The sequence below is a fragment of the Enterobacteriaceae endosymbiont of Donacia proxima genome (assembly GCF_012569285.1).
Lineage (GTDB): Bacteria > Pseudomonadota > Gammaproteobacteria > Enterobacterales > Enterobacteriaceae.
The window spans coordinates 102,075-121,114 of record NZ_CP046198.1; the positions used below are offsets into that span (position 1 = coordinate 102,075).

The 19,040-nt window shown below is 20.5% G+C and carries 20 protein-coding genes, 2 tRNA genes and 1 pseudogene; 9 read left to right on the forward strand and 14 right to left on the reverse strand.

Features of this window, described 5'->3' with window-relative positions:
* Nucleotides 1–75 precede the first annotated feature (75 nt).
* Together GJT97_RS00525 and tyrS are read left to right on the forward strand one after the other, a co-directional pair.
* On the forward strand, nt 76–687 hold the full coding sequence (locus GJT97_RS00525) for a riboflavin synthase (protein ID WP_169767556.1): 612 nt from the start codon (nt 76–78) through the stop codon (nt 685–687).
* 23 nt (nt 688–710) lie between these two features.
* Nucleotides 711–2,000 carry a tyrosine--tRNA ligase gene (gene tyrS / locus GJT97_RS00530; protein WP_169767557.1) on the forward strand — a complete coding sequence of 430 codons (1,290 nt, stop codon included), beginning with the start codon at nt 711–713 and terminating at the stop codon, nt 1,998–2,000.
* A 26-nt stretch (nt 2,001–2,026) separates the two neighbouring features.
* Here tyrS and GJT97_RS00535 read toward each other — a convergent pair.
* Nucleotides 2,027–2,099: transfer RNA gene (locus GJT97_RS00535), tRNA-Val, on the reverse strand.
* Nucleotides 2,100–2,144: 45 nt separating this feature from the next.
* Nucleotides 2,145–3,482 (reverse strand): MATE family efflux transporter, encoded by a 1,338-nt coding sequence (locus tag GJT97_RS00540; RefSeq protein WP_169767558.1) that lies wholly within the window; start codon nt 3,480–3,482, stop codon nt 2,145–2,147.
* Between the two features lie 116 nt (nt 3,483–3,598).
* Between GJT97_RS00540 and grxD the strand changes: the two genes are divergently transcribed.
* Nucleotides 3,599–3,904, forward strand: a complete 306-nt coding sequence (gene grxD / locus GJT97_RS00545; RefSeq protein ID WP_169767559.1) for a Grx4 family monothiol glutaredoxin — start codon at nt 3,599–3,601, stop codon at nt 3,902–3,904.
* Nucleotides 3,905–3,933: 29 nt separating this feature from the next.
* On the opposite strand, the gene rnt is transcribed toward grxD, so the two are convergent.
* Nucleotides 3,934–4,563: a ribonuclease T gene (rnt, locus tag GJT97_RS00550; RefSeq protein WP_169767560.1), complete on the reverse strand. Its 630-nt coding sequence runs from the start codon at nt 4,561–4,563 to the stop codon at nt 3,934–3,936.
* Between the two features lie 184 nt (nt 4,564–4,747).
* Here rnt and minC point away from each other — a divergent pair, with 184 nt between their 5' ends.
* Nucleotides 4,748–5,521, forward strand: a complete 774-nt coding sequence (gene minC / locus GJT97_RS00555; protein ID WP_169767561.1) for a septum site-determining protein MinC — start codon at nt 4,748–4,750, stop codon at nt 5,519–5,521.
* 33 nt (nt 5,522–5,554) lie between these two features.
* A complete protein-coding gene (minD, locus tag GJT97_RS00560) occupies nt 5,555–6,364 on the forward strand; it encodes a septum site-determining protein MinD (protein WP_169767562.1) in 810 nt (269 codons plus the stop codon).
* 290 nt (nt 6,365–6,654) lie between these two features.
* Here the strand turns inward: minD and tsaB are convergent, their stop codons facing one another.
* On the reverse strand, nt 6,655–7,332 hold the full coding sequence (tsaB, locus tag GJT97_RS00565) for a tRNA (adenosine(37)-N6)-threonylcarbamoyltransferase complex dimerization subunit type 1 TsaB (protein WP_169767563.1): 678 nt from the start codon (nt 7,330–7,332) through the stop codon (nt 6,655–6,657).
* A 237-nt stretch (nt 7,333–7,569) separates the two neighbouring features.
* Here tsaB and hslV point away from each other — a divergent pair, with 237 nt between their 5' ends.
* Together hslV and hslU are read left to right on the forward strand one after the other, a co-directional pair.
* Nucleotides 7,570–8,097 (forward strand): ATP-dependent protease subunit HslV, encoded by a 528-nt coding sequence (hslV, locus tag GJT97_RS00570; RefSeq protein WP_169767564.1) that lies wholly within the window; start codon nt 7,570–7,572, stop codon nt 8,095–8,097.
* 24 nt (nt 8,098–8,121) lie between these two features.
* Nucleotides 8,122–9,441, forward strand: coding sequence for an ATP-dependent protease ATPase subunit HslU (gene hslU / locus GJT97_RS00575; RefSeq protein WP_169767565.1), 1,320 nt, complete (start codon nt 8,122–8,124; stop codon nt 9,439–9,441).
* An 88-nt stretch (nt 9,442–9,529) separates the two neighbouring features.
* On the opposite strand, the gene hisIE is transcribed toward hslU, so the two are convergent.
* The 9 genes and pseudogenes from hisIE to rnhA form a co-directional block, all read right to left on the reverse strand.
* Nucleotides 9,530–10,144, reverse strand: a complete 615-nt coding sequence (gene hisIE / locus GJT97_RS00580; RefSeq protein ID WP_169767566.1) for a bifunctional phosphoribosyl-AMP cyclohydrolase/phosphoribosyl-ATP diphosphatase HisIE — start codon at nt 10,142–10,144, stop codon at nt 9,530–9,532.
* A complete protein-coding gene (hisF, locus tag GJT97_RS00585; RefSeq protein ID WP_169767567.1) occupies nt 10,138–10,917 on the reverse strand; it encodes an imidazole glycerol phosphate synthase subunit HisF in 780 nt (259 codons plus the stop codon). The genes hisIE and hisF overlap by 7 nt, the downstream gene beginning before the upstream one ends.
* Nucleotides 10,899–11,639 (reverse strand): 1-(5-phosphoribosyl)-5-[(5-phosphoribosylamino)methylideneamino] imidazole-4-carboxamide isomerase, encoded by a 741-nt coding sequence (locus GJT97_RS00590; protein WP_169767568.1) that lies wholly within the window; start codon nt 11,637–11,639, stop codon nt 10,899–10,901. Before GJT97_RS00590 ends, hisF begins: the two co-directional genes overlap by 19 nt.
* 10 nt (nt 11,640–11,649) lie before the next feature.
* The gene (hisH, locus tag GJT97_RS00595; protein WP_169767569.1) at nt 11,650–12,240 is read right to left on the reverse strand and encodes an imidazole glycerol phosphate synthase subunit HisH; all 591 of its coding nucleotides are present in this window, start codon (nt 12,238–12,240) and stop codon (nt 11,650–11,652) included.
* Entirely contained in the window at nt 12,237–13,304 is a 1,068-nt protein-coding gene (gene hisB, locus GJT97_RS00600) for a bifunctional histidinol-phosphatase/imidazoleglycerol-phosphate dehydratase HisB (RefSeq protein ID WP_169767570.1), read from the reverse strand. Before hisB ends, hisH begins: the two co-directional genes overlap by 4 nt.
* A gap of 22 nt (nt 13,305–13,326) precedes the next feature.
* Nucleotides 13,327–14,421, reverse strand: a complete 1,095-nt coding sequence (gene hisC / locus GJT97_RS02215; protein ID WP_246208924.1) for a histidinol-phosphate transaminase — start codon at nt 14,419–14,421, stop codon at nt 13,327–13,329.
* A pseudogene (gene hisD / locus GJT97_RS02220) lies at nt 14,404–15,720 on the reverse strand (histidinol dehydrogenase); the annotation flags it as partial. The pseudogene hisD and the gene hisC, both read right to left, overlap by 18 nt.
* A 5-nt stretch (nt 15,721–15,725) precedes the next feature.
* Entirely contained in the window at nt 15,726–16,625 is a 900-nt protein-coding gene (hisG, locus tag GJT97_RS00610) for an ATP phosphoribosyltransferase (protein WP_169767572.1), read from the reverse strand.
* Between the two features lie 138 nt (nt 16,626–16,763).
* The gene (rnhA, locus tag GJT97_RS00615; protein WP_169767573.1) at nt 16,764–17,237 is read right to left on the reverse strand and encodes a ribonuclease HI; all 474 of its coding nucleotides are present in this window, start codon (nt 17,235–17,237) and stop codon (nt 16,764–16,766) included.
* Between the two features lie 38 nt (nt 17,238–17,275).
* Here rnhA and dnaQ point away from each other — a divergent pair, with 38 nt between their 5' ends.
* On the forward strand, nt 17,276–18,004 hold the full coding sequence (gene dnaQ / locus GJT97_RS00620) for a DNA polymerase III subunit epsilon (protein WP_169767574.1): 729 nt from the start codon (nt 17,276–17,278) through the stop codon (nt 18,002–18,004).
* 48 nt (nt 18,005–18,052) lie between these two features.
* Nucleotides 18,053–18,126 (forward strand) — tRNA-Asp (locus GJT97_RS00625).
* Nucleotides 18,127–18,162: 36 nt separating this feature from the next.
* On the opposite strand, the gene GJT97_RS00630 is transcribed toward GJT97_RS00625, so the two are convergent.
* On the reverse strand, nt 18,163–18,996 hold the full coding sequence (locus GJT97_RS00630) for a mechanosensitive ion channel family protein (RefSeq protein WP_169767575.1): 834 nt from the start codon (nt 18,994–18,996) through the stop codon (nt 18,163–18,165).
* Nucleotides 18,997–19,040: the final 44 nt, after the last annotated feature.

Below are 19,040 nucleotides of genomic sequence, written 5' to 3' on the forward strand. Positions count from 1 at the left end.
TAAAAAAAATTTAATTATTTAATTTTTTTTATTAGATATAATAAATATATATAATTTCTATAAAAAGAAAGAAAAATGTTTACAGGTATTATTCAATCAATAGGTCAGATTAAAAAAATTTCTTTTAAAAAAGGAAAATATTGTATATATATAAAAACTAATAAAAATTTTATTAAAAATTTAAAAATAGGAGAATCTATTTCAAATAATGGATGTTGTTTAACTATTGTAAACATATATAAGAATATTCTTTTGTTTAATATAACAATTCATACTATGAATAATACAACTTTTAAAAAATTAAAAACTAATGATTATATTAATCTTGAAAAACCAATAAAAAATAATGATTTTTTTGGAGGACATATCGTATTAGGACATATTACTGATATTGCTATTATAACTAATATAAAAAATTATAATTTTTCTAAAATTTTATGGATTAAACCTAATAGTATTTTACAAATGAATTATATTCCTATAAAAGGATCTATATGTGTTGATGGTGTTAGTTTAACAATAGATAAAATATTTCAAGATAAATTTAGTGTAAATTTAATACCAGAAACATTATTAAAAACTACATTTTCTAAGAAAAAAATTTATAATTATGTAAATATTGAAACAGATATATATACTAGAAATATAATACAAACTGTCGAAAGATTATATAATAAAAATATTTAATGTATTAAATATAAGGAATATAAATGATAAAAAAAAATAAAATAAATATTTTAAAAAAATTAAAAGATCGTGATATTTTATATCAAATAACTAATAAAAAAAAATTATTTACAATTTTAAATGAAAAAAATATTAATCTTTATTGTGGCTTTGATCTAACAGCAGATAGTTTACATATAGGACATCTAATACAATTATTTACATTAAAATATTTTCAAGAATTAGGACATAAACCAATAATTATTTTAGGTGGAGCTACAAGTTTAATTGGTGATCCTAGCTTTAGATTTAAAAAAAGAAAAATAAATTCAATAGATATTATTAACATTTGGTTTCATAAAATTAGTATACAAATAAAAAATATTTTAGATTTTAATTGTGGTAAAAATAGTGCGATTATTATTAATAATTATGATTGGTTTCATAAAATAAATATTTTATCTTTTTTAAAAAAAATTGGAAGATATTTTTGTGTTAATCATATGATGAATAAAGATTTTATTAAAAATAGAATAATAAATAATGAAATAAATGGTATTTCTTTTACTGAATTTTCTTATAATTTATTACAATCTTATGATTTTGCTTATTTAAATAAAAATTTTAATGTTATTCTTCAATTAGGTGGATCTGATCAATGGGGAAATATTACATCAGGAATTAATTTAATAAAAAAAATGTATAAGAAAAAAGTTTTTGGAATAACAACTAATTTAATTGTTAAAAATGATGGAACAAAATTTGGAAAAACAGAAAAAAAAACAATATGGTTAGATAAAAATAAAACTAACCCATATAAATTTTTTCAATTTTGGTTAAATATTCCAGATTCACTTATATTTAAATTTCTCTATATGTTTACTAATCTAAAATTAGAAACTATTAATGATTTTAAAAAAAAAAAAAATAACATTAAAAAAAATAGTCCCCAATATTTACTTGCAGAATATATGACTAAAATAATACATGGAAAATATAATTTAATTTTATCTAAAAAAATAACAAATATACTTTTTTATAAAAAAATACAAAATTTATCAAAAAATGATTATTCAATTTTATTAAATAATATTAATAGTATAACTATAACTATAGATAATAAAATATCTTCTTTACAAGAAATATTAATTTTAAGTAAATTTGCATCTTCTTATTCTCAAGCATCTAGATTAATTGAATCTAATTGTATATATATTAATAATGAAAAAATATCAACAATATCATTTATATTTACTAAATATCATAAAAAATTTAATCATTTTACCTTGTTACGTAAAGGTAAAAAAAAATTTTGTTTAATTTATTGGAAATGAGTATAAAAATAAACAAAAAAATTTTATGCGTTCTAGAGGATTTGAACCTCTGACCTTCACCATGTCATAGTGACACTCTAACCACTGAGTTAAGAACGCATAAAAAACAATAATTATGTATTAAATCATATTAATAATATTTAATCAACTTTTTTGTATTTTAATAATACGTAATATAATTAATATTACTGCAATAGCTAATCCAACAATAAATCCTATCCAAAAACCTGTAGGGCCCATAGAATTTACAATTAAATTTGTCATAGACAAAATATAACCAATAGGAAAACCTATTACCCAACAAGATAAAAAAGTAATAAAAAAAATAAATTTGGTATCTTTATAAGCTTTTAAAATACCGCACCCTATTACTTGAATAGCATCTAAAAATTGATAAATAGAGGCTAAAAATATTAATTTAGATGATAAATTAATAATATTTTGATTAGGATTATATAAAAAAGCAATTTTTTTTTTAAAAAAAAGACTTATTAAAATAGTTAAAATAGATAAAATAATACCTATAATTTGCGAAATCCAACTAATTCTTTTAGCTTTATTTTTATAACCTGAACCTAAATAAAAACCAACTAATATAGTAGTTGCTATACTTAAAGATAATGGAATTACAAAAACAAAAGAACTAAAATTTTGGGCTATTTGATGGCTAATAATATTATCAATACCCATAGAAGAAATAAATAAAGAAACAACTGTAAATAATGTAATTTCAACAAAAATAGACAATCCGATAGGAAAACCTAATTTTAATAATTTTTTTAAAATTTTTATATTAGGTTTATTAAATAAACTAAAATAATTTATATTATTAAAATATATTGAATTATACATCCATATCATGGTTATAATAGTTAATATTAAATATATTAATACTATAGATAAACCACATCCTAAAATTCCAAAAGATGGTATATAGCTAAAACCATAAATAAAAACATAATTAATTGGTATATATATTATGACACCAATCCAACTAATGATCATATCAGGTATAGTTAATGAAAATGAAATACAAACACAACGTAATATTTGTAATAATAAATAACCTGGTATACTCCATATAATTATTCTTAAAAAAATTATAATTTTTGGAACTAAAATTTTATTAGTTAATAATAAATATATAAAAAAATTTATTTTATATAAAATTAATATTATTATACATGATAAAATTATTGATAATAAATATGATTGTTGTACATATTTTATAATAATTTGTTTTTTATTAGATCCATGTAATTTAGTAATAATTGGTATTAAAGATAAAAAAATACCATGACAAAATAATAATAAAGGCAACCATATTGATGTACCTATTGATACTACAGCCATATCAAACTTATTAAAAGAACTTGATATAATCATATTTATGATATTAATTAAAAGATAAGCTATTTGTGTTAAAACTATTGGTACAGTAATATTAAATAATTTTTTCATTTCAATTAAATATTTATGCACACATATCCTTTCTTATTAAATTTTAATTAAATAAATTTTACTTTTTTAAAATATAAAATTATTATATATATAATTATATTAATTTTAAATTATTTTAATAAATGAACAGGTATTTTATGAAAATTTTCGATAAAATAAAAAAACAAATTAATGATAATCCTATTATTTTATATATGAAAGGAACTCCAGAAAACCCACGATGTGGCTTTTCTGATAAAGCAGTAAAAATAATTTTATTTTATAAAGTTAAATTTACCTATATTGATATATTAAAAAATTCTGATATTAGGATATATTTGCCTAAATATGCTGATTGGCCAACATTCCCCCAATTATGGGTAAATAATCAATTAATAGGAGGTTCCGATATATTATATACATTACATACTAGTAATAAATTAAAAAAAATTTTAAATTTCTAAAAAATATTTATCATATATTTAATATTTAATTATGGTGGCCATCCTCCTTTACTTTTCCAATTATTAACTAATTTACAAAATAATTTAGCAGTACAATAAGCATCATATAATGCAGAATGTGCTTGATTACTATCAAAGGAAATACCAATTTTATGACATGATTTTGCTAATACGGTTTGTCCTAAAATTAATCCACACATAGATGTTGTATCAAATATTACAAAAGAATGAAATGGATTATATTTTTCCATTTTATTTCTTTTTACAGCTTCCATAATAAAACTATGATCAAAACTAGCATTATGAGCAACTATAACTGCTTTTTTACATTTATTTTTTTTTAAATCTTTAGTAATTTTTTTAAAAATAATTTTAAAAACTTCTATTTCAGTAATAGCACCTCTTAAAGAGGTATAAATATTAATACCATTAAAAGCTAATGCATCTGGAGAAATACTTGAACCTTTAAAAGGTATTACATGAAAATGTAATGTTTCATTTTTTTTTAACCAACCATTTTCCATTTTTAATGTAATTAAACATATTTCTAATATAGCATTATATTTAGGATTAAATCCAGAAGTTTCAATATCTATTATAACAGGATAAAATCCTCTAAATCTAGAAGATAATAAATCTAATTTTGATAGATTATTCATTTTTATTTTTTAAAATTATTAAATATATTTAATATTAATATTATATACATTATTAAATTATACTTTTATGTAAAAAATTACAAGTATAAAATACTTTATATATGTTTATATATTAAAAAAATATTTATATAATTAATAAAATTATTTTAATTAAAAATAATTTTAATTAATTAAAGGAAAAAAAATGTTTACAAAAATAATTAAATTTAAACAAAATAATTTTTCATTCTATGTAATTTATTTATATAATAATCAACCTGAACTTATATATAATGCAATAAAAAAAAAAATAAAACATTCTCCTTTATTTTTTAAAAAAATGTCAGTTATTGTTAATATTTTTTATATAAAAAATGAAATAAATTGGGAAAAAGTTTATAATGCTATTATTTCAACAGGTATTAATATTATAGGAGTTAGTGGATGTAATAATAAAAATATTATTAAAATTATAAATAATACTGGTACACCTATTTTATTTGATAATTATAAAGATGATAAAAAAATTCAAAATATTGATATTAATGAAAAAAAAGTAAATAATAATAAAAATAATATAGTATCAAAATCTATTATTAAAATAATTAAAGAAAAAGGATCTTTATTACTTAATAAAGATATCTATTATAATAAAAGTAAAATTATCTATAATCCAATTAGATCAGGACAGCAAGTTTATGCTTATAATAGTGATTTAATTATTATCAATAATGTTAGTACAGGAGCTGAATTAATAGCAGATGGTAATATCCATATTTATGGTTTTATGAGAGGTAAAGCTTTATCTGGAGCTAATGGAGATAGAAATTGTCAAATTTTTTGTAGTCAATTATTTGCGGAATTATTATCAATTGCTGGTGAATATTTACTTCAAGATCAAATTCCCCTAAAATTTTTAGGAAAATCATCAAGAATATATTTAAAAAATAAAATATTAAAAATAAAATTATGTAATTAAATCTTATTAAATTTACTATTAAGGAAATTTTTAATGCGTATAATTGTTGTAACTTCTGGTAAAGGAGGTGTAGGGAAAACTACTTCTAGTGCAGCTATAGCTACTGGATTAGCTAAAAATGGGAAAAAAACTGTTGTTATTGATTTTGATATAGGATTACGTAATTTAGATTTAATTATGGGTTGTGAAAAAAGAGTTATTTATGATTTTATCAATGTTTTACAAGGAGAAATAACATTAAATCAAGCTTTAATAAAAGACGAAAAATATAAAAATTTATATATATTACCTGCTTCTCAAACAAGGAATAAAGATGCATTAACTTATAATGGAGTAGAAGCTATTTTAAAAAATTTAAATACAATGAATTTTGACTTTATTATATGCGATTCACCTGCAGGTATTGAAAAAGGTGCATTAACTGCATTGTATTTTGCTGATGAAGCTATTATTACTACTAATCCTGAAATTTCTTCTATTAGAGACTCTGATAGAATTTTAGGTATAATTTCATCACAATCTAAAAGAACTAAAAATGGAGAAAAACCTATTAAAGAATATTTATTACTTACACGTTATGATCCTATCAGAGTAAATTGTGGAGATATATTAAGTATTGATAATATTATTAAAATTTTAGGTGTTCAAATAATAGGTGTAATACCAGAAGATCCCTTAGTATTAAGAGCATTAAATCAAGGAAAAAGTATTATTTTACACAAAAATTCTAATGCTTCTTTAGCATATAAAGATACTGTTAAACGTTTATTAGGAGAAAAAATTCCTTTACGTTTTATAAAAAAAGAACAAAAAAATTTTTTACAGCGTTTTTTTTGGAAATAATATAAATATTATTAATTTTTTTATCTAAAAAAATATTAATTTTATTAAAAAAAGGTCTTAAAAAAACATATTTAGAAGAATATAAAAAAGGTTAAATATATCTTTGCTAGATACATAATTAAAAAAAAATATTAAAGGTAACTTCTAAAAATATAGAAATAAATTCAAAAATAATTAATATATAAATAGATAATAAAAAAAATAATATATTAACATTAGAATTAAATATTATTTTACCTAAAACAAAAAAAATATTATAAGAAAAATAATAAACAAAACATTAATCTATATTAAAATATATTTTTAATATAATTTATTTGGTAATGTTTTTTTATTTTTTTTTTATTTAAAACAATGGTATTAATAATACTAATAATATTTTCTGAAGAATAAAATTTTTTAATAAATACTATTTTAAGATCTTTGTTTAACATTTTTTTAATATTATTTTGAATATATTGATCTATATTAGAAATTAATGTAAATATTCCTTTTAATAAAATTATTTTTTTAAAAAAAATATCATAATTTAATAAACATTCACTTTTTTTCCCTATCCATAAACCTTTTAAAGTTCTTTTATATATAGCAAAATATAATAAATTCTTATTACATTTTATAACAGATATAACATTTTTAATTTTTTTTATTTTCCAAGATTGTTCAGCTAAAATCATTAAATGTGATATCCCTACCTTAGGAATATTTAAAACATAAGAAAGACTTTCTACTATTGCTATACCTATTCTTAAACTTGTAAAATTTCCTGGTCCTAAATTATATCCTAATAAACATATTTGAGATAAAGTAATATTTTTTTCTTGTAAAAAATCATTAATTAATTGTAATATATATTGCATATGTGAATAAGGAGAATATTGTATTTTATTATGAATAATATTATTTATCTTTAATGAGAGTAAACAATATTCAGTAGATGTATCAATCGCTAAAATATTATTTTTCATATAAATTTTAATTAAATATAAATTTATTGTTTAAAATAAAAATTATGTTATAATTTTATTGTTTTAATAAAATTTAAAATTATTATATGATTAATTATAATATAATTTTTCATGAAATTAAATATGAAATATTAATTTAATTAATTTTTATTTTAATAAATTTTTTAAAAATGTAATTATTATTTATTTTTTTATAAAATTTTAAAATAAATAATAATTATAATGAGGAATAAACTCATGACAACAATAGTTAGTGTAAGGAGAAATGGTAATGTAGTTATTGGTGGTGATGGACAAGCAACTCTTGGTCATATTATAATGAAAGGAAATGTAAAAAAAATTCGTAAATTATATAATGATACAGTAATTGCCGGTTTTGCTGGGGGTACTGCTGATGCTTTTACTCTTTTTGAGTTATTTGAACAAAAACTAGAAATACATCAAGGAAATCTTATTAAATCGGCAGTTGAATTAGCAAAAGATTGGAGAACAGATCGTATTTTACGTAAATTAGAAGCATTATTAGTAATAGCAGATAAAATTACTTCTTTAATTATTACAGGTAGTGGAGATGTTATACAACCTGAAAATAATATAGTAACTATTGGTTCTGGTGGTCCATATGCACAAGCATCTGCTCGTGCTTTATTTGAAAATACTAATTTAAGTGCATATGAAATAGTAAAAAAATCTTTAAACATAGCTGGAGATATTTGTATATATACTAATCATATTTTTACTATTGAAGAATTACCATCTAAATAAATAATCATGAGGAAAATTTTCACTATGTCTGAAATGACCCCAAAAGAAATTGTAAATGAATTAGATAAATTTATCATTGGACAAAAAAGTGCAAAAAAAGCAGTTGCAATTGCTTTAAGAAATCGTTGGCGTCGTATGCAATTAGATGAAAATTTAAGATCAGAAGTAACACCTAAAAATATATTAATGATAGGTCCAACTGGTGTAGGAAAAACAGAAATTGCACGCAGATTAGCAAAATTAGCTAATGCACCTTTTATTAAAGTAGAAGCAACTAAATTTACTGAAATTGGTTATGTCGGGAAAGAAGTAGATTCTATTATTCGTGATTTAACTGATGCTTCAATAAAAATGATACGAGTACAAGCATTCAATAAAAATTGTTATAGAGCGAAAGAAATGGCGGAAGAAAGGATTATTAATGTATTAATACCTAATAAAAATTATTGGGCTAAAGATGATAATATTGAATCTATTCGTAAAAAATTAAAAAATAAATTAAAAAATGGATTATTAGATAATCAAGAAATCGAAATTAATTTATCTAGTACTCCTATGGGCATTGAAATTATGGCACCACCTGGAATGGAAGAAATGACTAGTCAATTGCAATCTTTATTCCAAAATTTAGGAGGAAATAAACAAAAAAAACGTAAACTAAAAATTAAAGATGCAATTAAGTTATTAATAGAAGAAGAAGCTAATAAATTAGTTAATAATGAAGATATTAAACAAAAAGCTATAGAAGCAGTAGAACAAAATGGTATAGTTTTTTTAGATGAAATAGATAAAATCTGTAGAAGAAGTAATAATGTATCTTCTGATATTTCTAGAGAAGGAGTACAAAGAGATTTATTACCTTTAGTTGAAGGGTGTACAGTATCAACAAAACATGGAATGGTTAAAACAGATTATATTTTATTTATTGCTTCAGGATCATTTCAAATTTCAAAACCTTCTGATTTAATACCTGAATTACAAGGTAGGTTACCTATTAGAGTAGAATTAAAAGCATTAACTAGTAATGATTTTGAAAGAATTCTTATAGAACCTAATGCATCTATAACGGTACAATATAAAGCTTTATTAGCTACAGAAAAAGTAGATATTATCTTTACTAAAGATGGTATAAAAAAAATAGCAGAATCTGCTTGGAAAGTTAATGAAACAACAGAAAATATAGGAGCTAGAAGATTACATACTGTATTAGAATATTTAATGTCAGATATTTCTTATAATGCTAATGAATATAATAGTCAATCCATTATTATTGATGAAAACTATGTAAGTCAACATCTTGATTCACTTATTATTAATGAAGACATTAGTAGATATATTTTATAAAATATTAATATCTAAAATTTTTATTTAAAATTATCAAATATTATTTTTTTTTAATTTTAGAAATTTAAAATAAAACTTGATTAATAAATTATTTTAGTTTAGAATTTCTTATTTTTAAAATTTTGATAATATCTTTTAAATTAATATTTTTTACTTTTAATAAAATTATTAAATGATAGATTAAATCTGCTGTTTCTTGTATAGTTTCTTTTTTATTATTATCATTTGCTGCAATAATAGTTTCTATAGCTTCTTCTCCTACTTTCTGTGTAATTCTTTTTACACCACTTTGGTATAATTTAGAAGTATATGAAGATTCTATAGAAGAATTCTTTTTTTTATCTAAAATTTTTTCCAATAAATATAAAAAGGTAAAATCAGATATTGTTTTTTTAAAACAACTATATTTATTTAAATGACATGTATTATTTATAGAAATAACTAATATAAGAAGTGTGTCTTTATCACAATCAGTTGTAATTTTTTTTACATATAAAAAATTACCTGTTGTTTCACCTTTAGTCCATATTTTTTTTTTAGTTCTAGAAAAAAATGTAACTTTTTTAGTTTTCAAAGTAATAGAAAGAGATTCCTTATTCATATATGCATGCATAAGTATTTGTCCAGAAATTTTATGTTGTATGATAGTGGGAATTAATCCATTTGTTTTAACCCAATCTAAATTATTTAAAAAATTTAACATATTCTTACCTCAATATTTTTTTTATGTAAAAATTTTTTTAATGTTTTAATGCTAATAATATTTTTATGAAATACTGATGCAGCTAAAGCTCCATCAACATTTATCTTTTTATGGAAAACATTATAAAAATCATTTATAGAACCTGCACCTCCAGATGCAACTAAAGGTATTTTACAAATTTTTCTAATTTTTTTTAAAAGTTTTATATCATAACCATTACATAATCCATCTTGATTCATCATATTTAAAACTATTTCACCTGCTCCTAATTTTTGAACATATTTTACCCATTTAATTGTTTCCCAATTTGTTATTTTTATATTTTTTTGATTTCCAGTATATTTATAAACATAATATTTTTGAGTTTTTTTGTCATACCAAGAATCAATTCCTATAACAATACATTGTTTACCAAAATATTGAGATAATTGATTTATTAAATTAGGATTATTTAATGCAGGAGTATTAATTGATATTTTTTCTACTCCTAAATGTAATATTTTAGCAGCATCATCTATAGATGTAATTCCTCCTGCAACACAAATTGGAATACTAATAATTTTAGAGATTTCTGATATCCATTTCTTATCGACTAATTGTTTATTAATTGACGCAGTAATATCATAAAATACTAATTCATCAGCACCATCCTTATCATATTTTTTAGCTAAAGATAAAATATCTCCTATAATTTGATGATTTTTAAATTGTTTTCCTTTAACTACTACATCTTTATTTACATCTAAACAAGGAATTATTCTTTTTGCCAACATAAATTAGCCTCTTTAATGGTAAATTTTTTTTCTAAAAATGCTCTTCCTATAATTACATCTTTTACTCCAGTATTTTTTAAATTAATAATATCTTGTAAAGAAGATATACCTCCTGAAGCTTGAAAAGATATTTCAGGATATTTTTTAACTATTTCAGTATATAAATTTATATTCGGTCCTAAAAAAGTTCCATCTCGAGAAATGTCTGTACATAAAACATATTTTAAACCTATATGTAAAAATTTTTCTATAATATCTTCAAAAATTATATTACTTGTATTTTGCCATCCATTGACAAAAATTATTTTTTTATTATTTTGATTATACTTTATATCTAAAGCTAAAATAATAGAAAATGGATCATATAATTTAAATATTTTTTTTAGATTTTTAAAATTTTGTAGGATAAAAGATCCTAATACAATTTGAGAATTAGGTATTAAATTAAAAATAAAATCTATATCTTTTTTAGATCTTATACCCCCTCCAATTTGTATTGGAGGTAACTGATATTTGGAAATTTTTTTTAACAACATTAATTGTTTTGTATCAGGATTTTTTGCACCATCTAAATCTATAAGATGAATTTTACGAGCATTTTCTTTAATACATTTTTTTATATAAAATAGAGGTGTATATAAATATTCACGTTTTAAATTAAATTTACCTTGATGTAATCTAACTATTTTACCTTTTATCAAATCAATCGCTGGGATAATCATATTTATAATTTCACATTTTTAAAAAATTTTTAATTAATTGAATACCATTAATTCCTGATCTTTCTGGATGAAATTGCACTCCAAAAAAATTTTTTTTTTGAATAACTGAACTAAATATTTCTCCATAAGTAGTTGTAGCTATTGTATAATTATTCATACATATACTATAACTATGTGAAAAATAAAAATAAGAATTTTTATTAATATTATTAAATAATGGTGATTTAATAATATTACTCACTTTATTCCACCCCATATGAGGTATAGGAATGTATTTATTGTCCATTAAATGGACAGAATAATCCATAATTCCTAATGTAAAAATACCTTTATTTTCTTCACTATATTTTCCTAATATTTGCATTCCTAAACATATTCCTAAAATATCTATTTTACAATTTTTAATTAATTGAATTAAATTATCTTTTTTTAATTTTTTTATTATAGATTTAGCAGAACCTATTCCTGGTAAAAAAATTTTATCAGCATTTAAAATTAAATTTTTATTATTTGTAATTTTAGAATTAAATCCTAATTTTTTTATAGTAAATTTTAAAGAACAAAAATTACCACAAGACGTATCTATAATAACAATTTTCAATTTAAAACTCCTTTTGTACTAGGAATAACATTATGTTCAATTTTTATTGCTTGTTTTAATGAACAAGCAAATGCTTTAAATAAACTTTCAATTTTATGATGATCATTTTCTCCAGTTACTTTTAAATGTATGTTACATAACATAGAATATGATAATGAATAAAAAAAATGTTTAATCATTTCAGTATTTAAATCTCCAATTTTTTGGTATTTAAATTTGACATCATATTGTAAATATGGTCTCCCTGATAGATCTAATGAACATTGCGCTAATGATTCATCCATAGGTAATAAAAAACCAAATCTATTAATACCTTTTTTATCACCGATAGCTTTAGCAAAAGCTTTCCCTAAAGTTATCGCAATATCTTCTATTGTATGATGATCATCAATAAATAAATCCCCATCACTATAAATATTTAAAATAAAACCTCCATGTATTGCTATTTGTTCTAACATATGATTCAAAAAATTAATTCCAGTATTTATATTACATTTACCAAATGTATCTAAAAATAATTCTACATGTATTATAGTTTCTTTTGTTGTTTTTCTTATTATAGCATATCTTTTTATTGGTGTTAATTTAGCTAAAATATCTAACCAATTACATGTTTTTTTATTATATAAAATACCTTTAATACCAATATTATTGGCTAATTCTATATCACTAAAACGATCTCCTATAACATAACTATTTTTTTTATCTAAGGAATCATTTAAATATTGTTTTAACATTATTATATTTGGTTTTCTACATATGCATTTTTCATAAGAAAAATGAGGACAAATAAAAATATTTTCAAATTCTATATTTTGTGATTTAAATATATTAATTATAAAATTATGAGGAATATTAAAAGATTCATATGGGAAAAATTTTGTACCTAAACCATCTTGGTTGGTAACCATAATAAATAAATAAGAAAGTTTTTTTAATTTTGATAATGCAAGAATAACATTTTTTTCAAAAAATAATTTATTAATATGATCGATTTGAAAATTATTTTTAGGCTCAGATATTAAAGTACCATCTCTATCTATAAAAAGTATTTTTTTAAGCATAAATTATTTCTTATAAAATTAATCAAGATATTTTTTGTAATATATAAAATAATTTTTTACATTCATAAAATGTCCCTATTGTAATTCTTAAACAATTATCTAATATTTTTTCATGATTTTGATCCCGTACAATTATATTATTTTTATTTAAAATATCAAAAATAATTTTTGAATTATTAAATTTTACTAAGATAAAATTAGTTTTACTAACAAAAATTTTTTTTACACAATTACAATTATTTAATTTTTCTATTAACCATTTTTTATTATTTATAATAGTTTTTACATTATTATTCATAATAATTATATTTTTTGTATTTAAAGCTTGTACTGCAATATCTAAAACTGGAATAGATATTGGATATGGTGCTATAACTTTAAGTAATATCTTTATAAGATATTTATTTGTTAATATAAAACCACAACGTAAACCTGCTAAACCAAATGCTTTAGATAAAGTTCTTAATACAATTAAATTTTCATATTTATTAATTAAATAAATCATGGTCTGATCAAGACAAAATTCAATGTATGCTTCATCAATAACAATTATTATTTTATTTTTTGTGAATTCTAACAATTGTATTATATCATTTTTATTTAAAGTATTTCCTGTAGGATTATTAGGATTACAAAAATAAATAATTTTAACATTTTTAAGATTTTTTTTAATTTTATTAAAATTTATTTTCCAATTATTTTTTATACTAAAAATCATTAAATATTTAATATTTAATATATTAGCAGTAACACGATACATATCATATGTTGGAGGACAAAATAAGATTTTATCATATTTTTGATCGCAAAATGTTCTCATAATTATATCTATACCTTCATCTGCACCTCTAGTAATTAAAATATTTTTATTATTTAAATTAATATATTTACTATAAAAATTAAGTAATTTTTTAGGTTGTTGTTCTGGATATCTATTTAATATTTTATTATTAGTAGAAAATAATGAAATAATAGGAGATTCATTCGCATTTAACATGATTTTATTATTAATATTATTTTTATATAATAATCTTGCTGATTGATATGGAATTAAATTTAGAATATTGTTTTTAACTATCTGATTAATATTTTTAATTTTTTGTTTTTGTTGATTTATAAAATTTTTTCTTATTGTTACAGAATTACTATGACCTAATAAATTTTCTGTTTTTGCCATAGTTTCTACTGTAAAAGAAATATTTAATAAACCATTTTTTGTTAATTTTTGTACAGAGATTTTTTTTTGAAAATCAGAAATACTTAAACAAGAATAAGTTCTAGCATAACCATAAGTAGGTAGAACATGATTAGTCCCAGAAGCATAATCTCCTACTGATTCAGGAGCCCAATTACCTAAAAAAATAGATCCTGCATTGATAATATTAGATAAAATTTTTTTATAGTTTTTACATTGGATAATAAGATGTTCAGGAGCGTATGTATTTACTATATTAACACATTCATTTATATTATTTACGATTATAATATAACTATTACTAAGTGATTTTATTATTATATTTTTTTTAGGTATTTTTTCTAATTGTTTAAAAAGATTTTTTTTAACTAATTTTCCAATTTTTTCCTCAGTAGTTATTAATAATACTTGTGAATCAATACCATGTTCTGCTTGTGATAATAAATCTGCTATAATAAAATTATAATTTGCCGATTCATCTGCAATAATCATTAATTCTGATGGACCAGCTGGCATATCTATAGAAGTTTTATTAAAAAAAGTCATGTTATTACTAACTTGTTTTTTAGCTTCTGTAACATAAATATTTCCAGGTCCAAAAATTTTATCTACTTTATCAATAGATTGTGTTCCATAAGCCATAGCAGCTATAGCATGTGCGCCTCCTACTTGAAATATATTTTGTATATTACATAAATTAGCAGCAAATAAAATTTCGTTAGAAATCGGAGCAGGAGAACATAAAATAATATTAGGACATAAAGCTATTTGTGCTGGTATTCCTAACATTAATACTGTAGAAAATAATGATGATGTTCCTCCTGGAATATATAATCCTATCCTAGATATAGGACGAAAAATATGGCTACAAAATACTCCAGGTATAATTTCAATTATTTTTTTTTTTATAACCTGATATTTATGAAATTTATAAATATTATTATATGCATTTTGTATCGCATTTTTTATATCATGATTTATATAAAATTTTGCATTAAATATTTGTTTTTTATTAATTTGTAAATTATTAATTTTGATTTTATCAAATAATAAACTATATTTTTTTAAAGCACTATCACCATTTTCCTTAACTTGTTTCAAAATATTTTTTACATCATTTTTAATTTTTTTATCTATAAAGAATATTGGTCGAGATAATATTTTTTTTTTGTAATCTTTATTACAATTATCCCAATAGATAATATCGTTTATAATATTCATTATCATTACTCTATAATTTTTTCAATAGGCAAAACTAAAATAGAACTTGCTCCTAATAATTTTAATTTTTCTATTCTTTCCCAAAATAATGTTTCATTACATACCATATGTAATGAAATTTTTTCTGTTTCTCCTATTAATGGTAAAATAGTTGGATTTTGTATATATGGTAATAGTAAAAATACTTGTTTTAATTTTTTACTTGAAATATGCAAAGTAATATATTTTGATGCTTTTGCTTGAATTACTCCTTTAATTCTAGTTAATAATTTATCTATTAATTTTTGTTTAAAATATGATATCTTATCATAACGTTGTACTAAACATGCTTGAGAATTATATATAACTTCTACTTCTTTAACTCCATTTGCTTTTAATGTTGCTCCTGTAGAAACTAAATCGCAAATAACATCAGATAAACCTACCCTTGGGGCTAATTCTACTGAACCATTTAAAATACAAGATTTAAATTTAATATGATGTTGATCAAGATATTTTTTTAATAAATTAGGATAAGATGTTGCTATACAAGTATTTTGTAAAGATTTTAATCCTAAATAATTTTTATTTACAGGTATTGCTATTGATAATCTACATATACCAAAATCTAATTTACGTAATATTATATATTTTGCATTATAACCTTTAGATAATCTATTTAATACTTCTTCTTCTAAAACATTTTTACCTATAATTCCTAAATCAACAACACCTTCCATAATTAAACTAGGAATATCATCATCACGTACTCTTAAGATATCAATCGGCATATTTTTTGCAAAAGCTATTAACCGTTGTTGTTGCAGATTAATTTTAAGACCACAACTCTTTAAGAGTTTACTAGTTTCATTACTTAAACGACCAGATTTTTGCATAGCTATGCGTAAACGATTGTTATCTAACATACTATATACCTTTATTAAAAATGTTTAAATTTAGAACATAAATGTAATTTTAAAATGAATTAGTTAATTTAAACTTAAAGAAGTTATGGTAAAATAACAACTATTTTTTGTAAATTTATATATAAATATTTAAAATTTTTAATTTTTTATTTTTTTTATATAGCCCCAATCATCTTCTATAGGATTTTTAGCCAAAATACGAGCTAATTTATCACATCTTTTATTTAGAAAATGTGACGAATGACCTTTAATCCATCTCCATGAAATCTTATGATGAATTAAAGATAATTCTAATCTTTGCCATAAATCAATATTCTTTACTTTTTGTTTATTATTACGTTTCCAATTAGTTTTTTTCCAATTATGTATCCATTTTGTAATTCCTTTTTTTAAATACTTACTATCAGTTGTAAGTATAATATTACAATCTTTTTTTAGGAATTCTAATGCAATAATAGAAGCCATTAATTCCATTCTATTATTAGTTGTTAAAAAAAAACCTTTAGTTAAAATTTTTTCATATTTATGATATTGTAAAATAGCGGCGCATCCTCCTGGACCTGGATTATTTATACAAGAACCATCTGTAAAAATTTTTATATTTTTATACATATTTTTCTATTAAAATTAATATTATTTATATAACAAATATGCAAAAATTAAATATACGTCAAGTAGTTTTAGATACAGAAACAACTGGGATGAATTCATTTCCTCCTTATTATATAGGACATCGTGTTATTGAAATAGGAATTATAGAAATTATTAATCGTAATATTACTAAAAATTATTTTCATGAATATATCAATCCACAACAAATAATAAGTAAAGAAGCATTTAATATTCATGGAATTTCTAATAAATTTTTATCTAAAAAACCAATTTTTGCTAAAATTGTACATAATTTTTTAAATTATATTAAAGGATCAGAAATTATTATTCATAATGCTCAATTTGACGTTGATTTTTTAAATTATGAATTATCATTATTAAAAAATAATTTACCTAAAATTGAAGATATTTGTATAATTAAAGATACATTAAAAATAGCTAGAAATATATTTCCTGGGAAAAGAAATTCACTAAACTCTTTATGTTCAAGATTTAGTATAAATAAAAATAAACGTAATTTACATGGTGCTTTATTAGATGCAAAACTTTTAGCATATGTTTTTTTATCTATGACTGCTAAACAAAATCAGTTTACATTAGAATTATTAAAAGAAAAACATAATAATATTCATATTAATAATTTTAAAAAAATTTTAAAAAAAAAAAAAAAATTATTAATTATAAAAGCTTCTGATGAAGAATTAAAATTACATAATTTAAAATTAAATTTAATTAAAAAAAAATGTGGTTTTGTTTTATGGAAATAAAAAATAGTTATTGATAATAATAATATATTATCTTATAATATAAGAAATGGTGCGATAGTTCAGTTGGTTAGAATACCGGCTTGTCACGCCGGGGGTCGCGGGTTCAACTCCCGTTCGCACCGGATATTTAAAAATTTGGAATAGAAATATGATAAGTATTAATCATTATTTATCCATAAAACACAGGATTTATTATATAACTCCAAGTTATTTTTAATAATATCTATTAAATCTGAACAAATTTCTTTTTTATTTATAAAATCATTTATCCAAAAAAAAACACTAAAATTAATAGAACTATTAGTAATTCCGTCAACAACAACATTAACAATAGAATTTTTTATTATTTTATCATTTAGTGATACAGTATCTAATAAAATTTTTTTAATTGTATTGATATCATTTTGTATTAAGTTTCTTGAAAGACTTAAAGTAATTTTATTACGATATTCACTTGATTTAGAAAAATTTACTATATTTTCTGTCAAAATTTTACCGTTAGGTACTGATATAATACTTCCATCAAATGTTTTTAAAAGAGTACAAAAAATTTCCACATTAGTTATTCTACCAGTTACATTACTTATATTAATATAATCTCCTACTTTAAAAATACGAAAAGTGATAATTAATAATCCTGAAGCTAAATTTGCCAATGCACTTTGCCAAGCTAAACCGATTACTAATCCTATAGTACCGAATGCAGCAAAAATTGATGATGTTTGTAACCCAATACTACTTAAAGCACTAACTATAACAAAAATAATAAAACTATATTTAAAAACATTTGTGAGAAATCCGATAGTAATCGGATCTATATTCCTTTTAGTAAAAACATTTCTTATAGTTTTAGTACCAAATTTAACACCCCATAATCCGAAAAATAAAATCATACCTGCTAGAATAAAATGTTCACATTGATATAAAATAAAAATTTTATTGTCAAATATCCACATTTTTATAAAATCTAATACACTAATAAACTTATTCATATTTTAATAATCCATTGTATAAAATAATTTGTATTTTGTTTTAT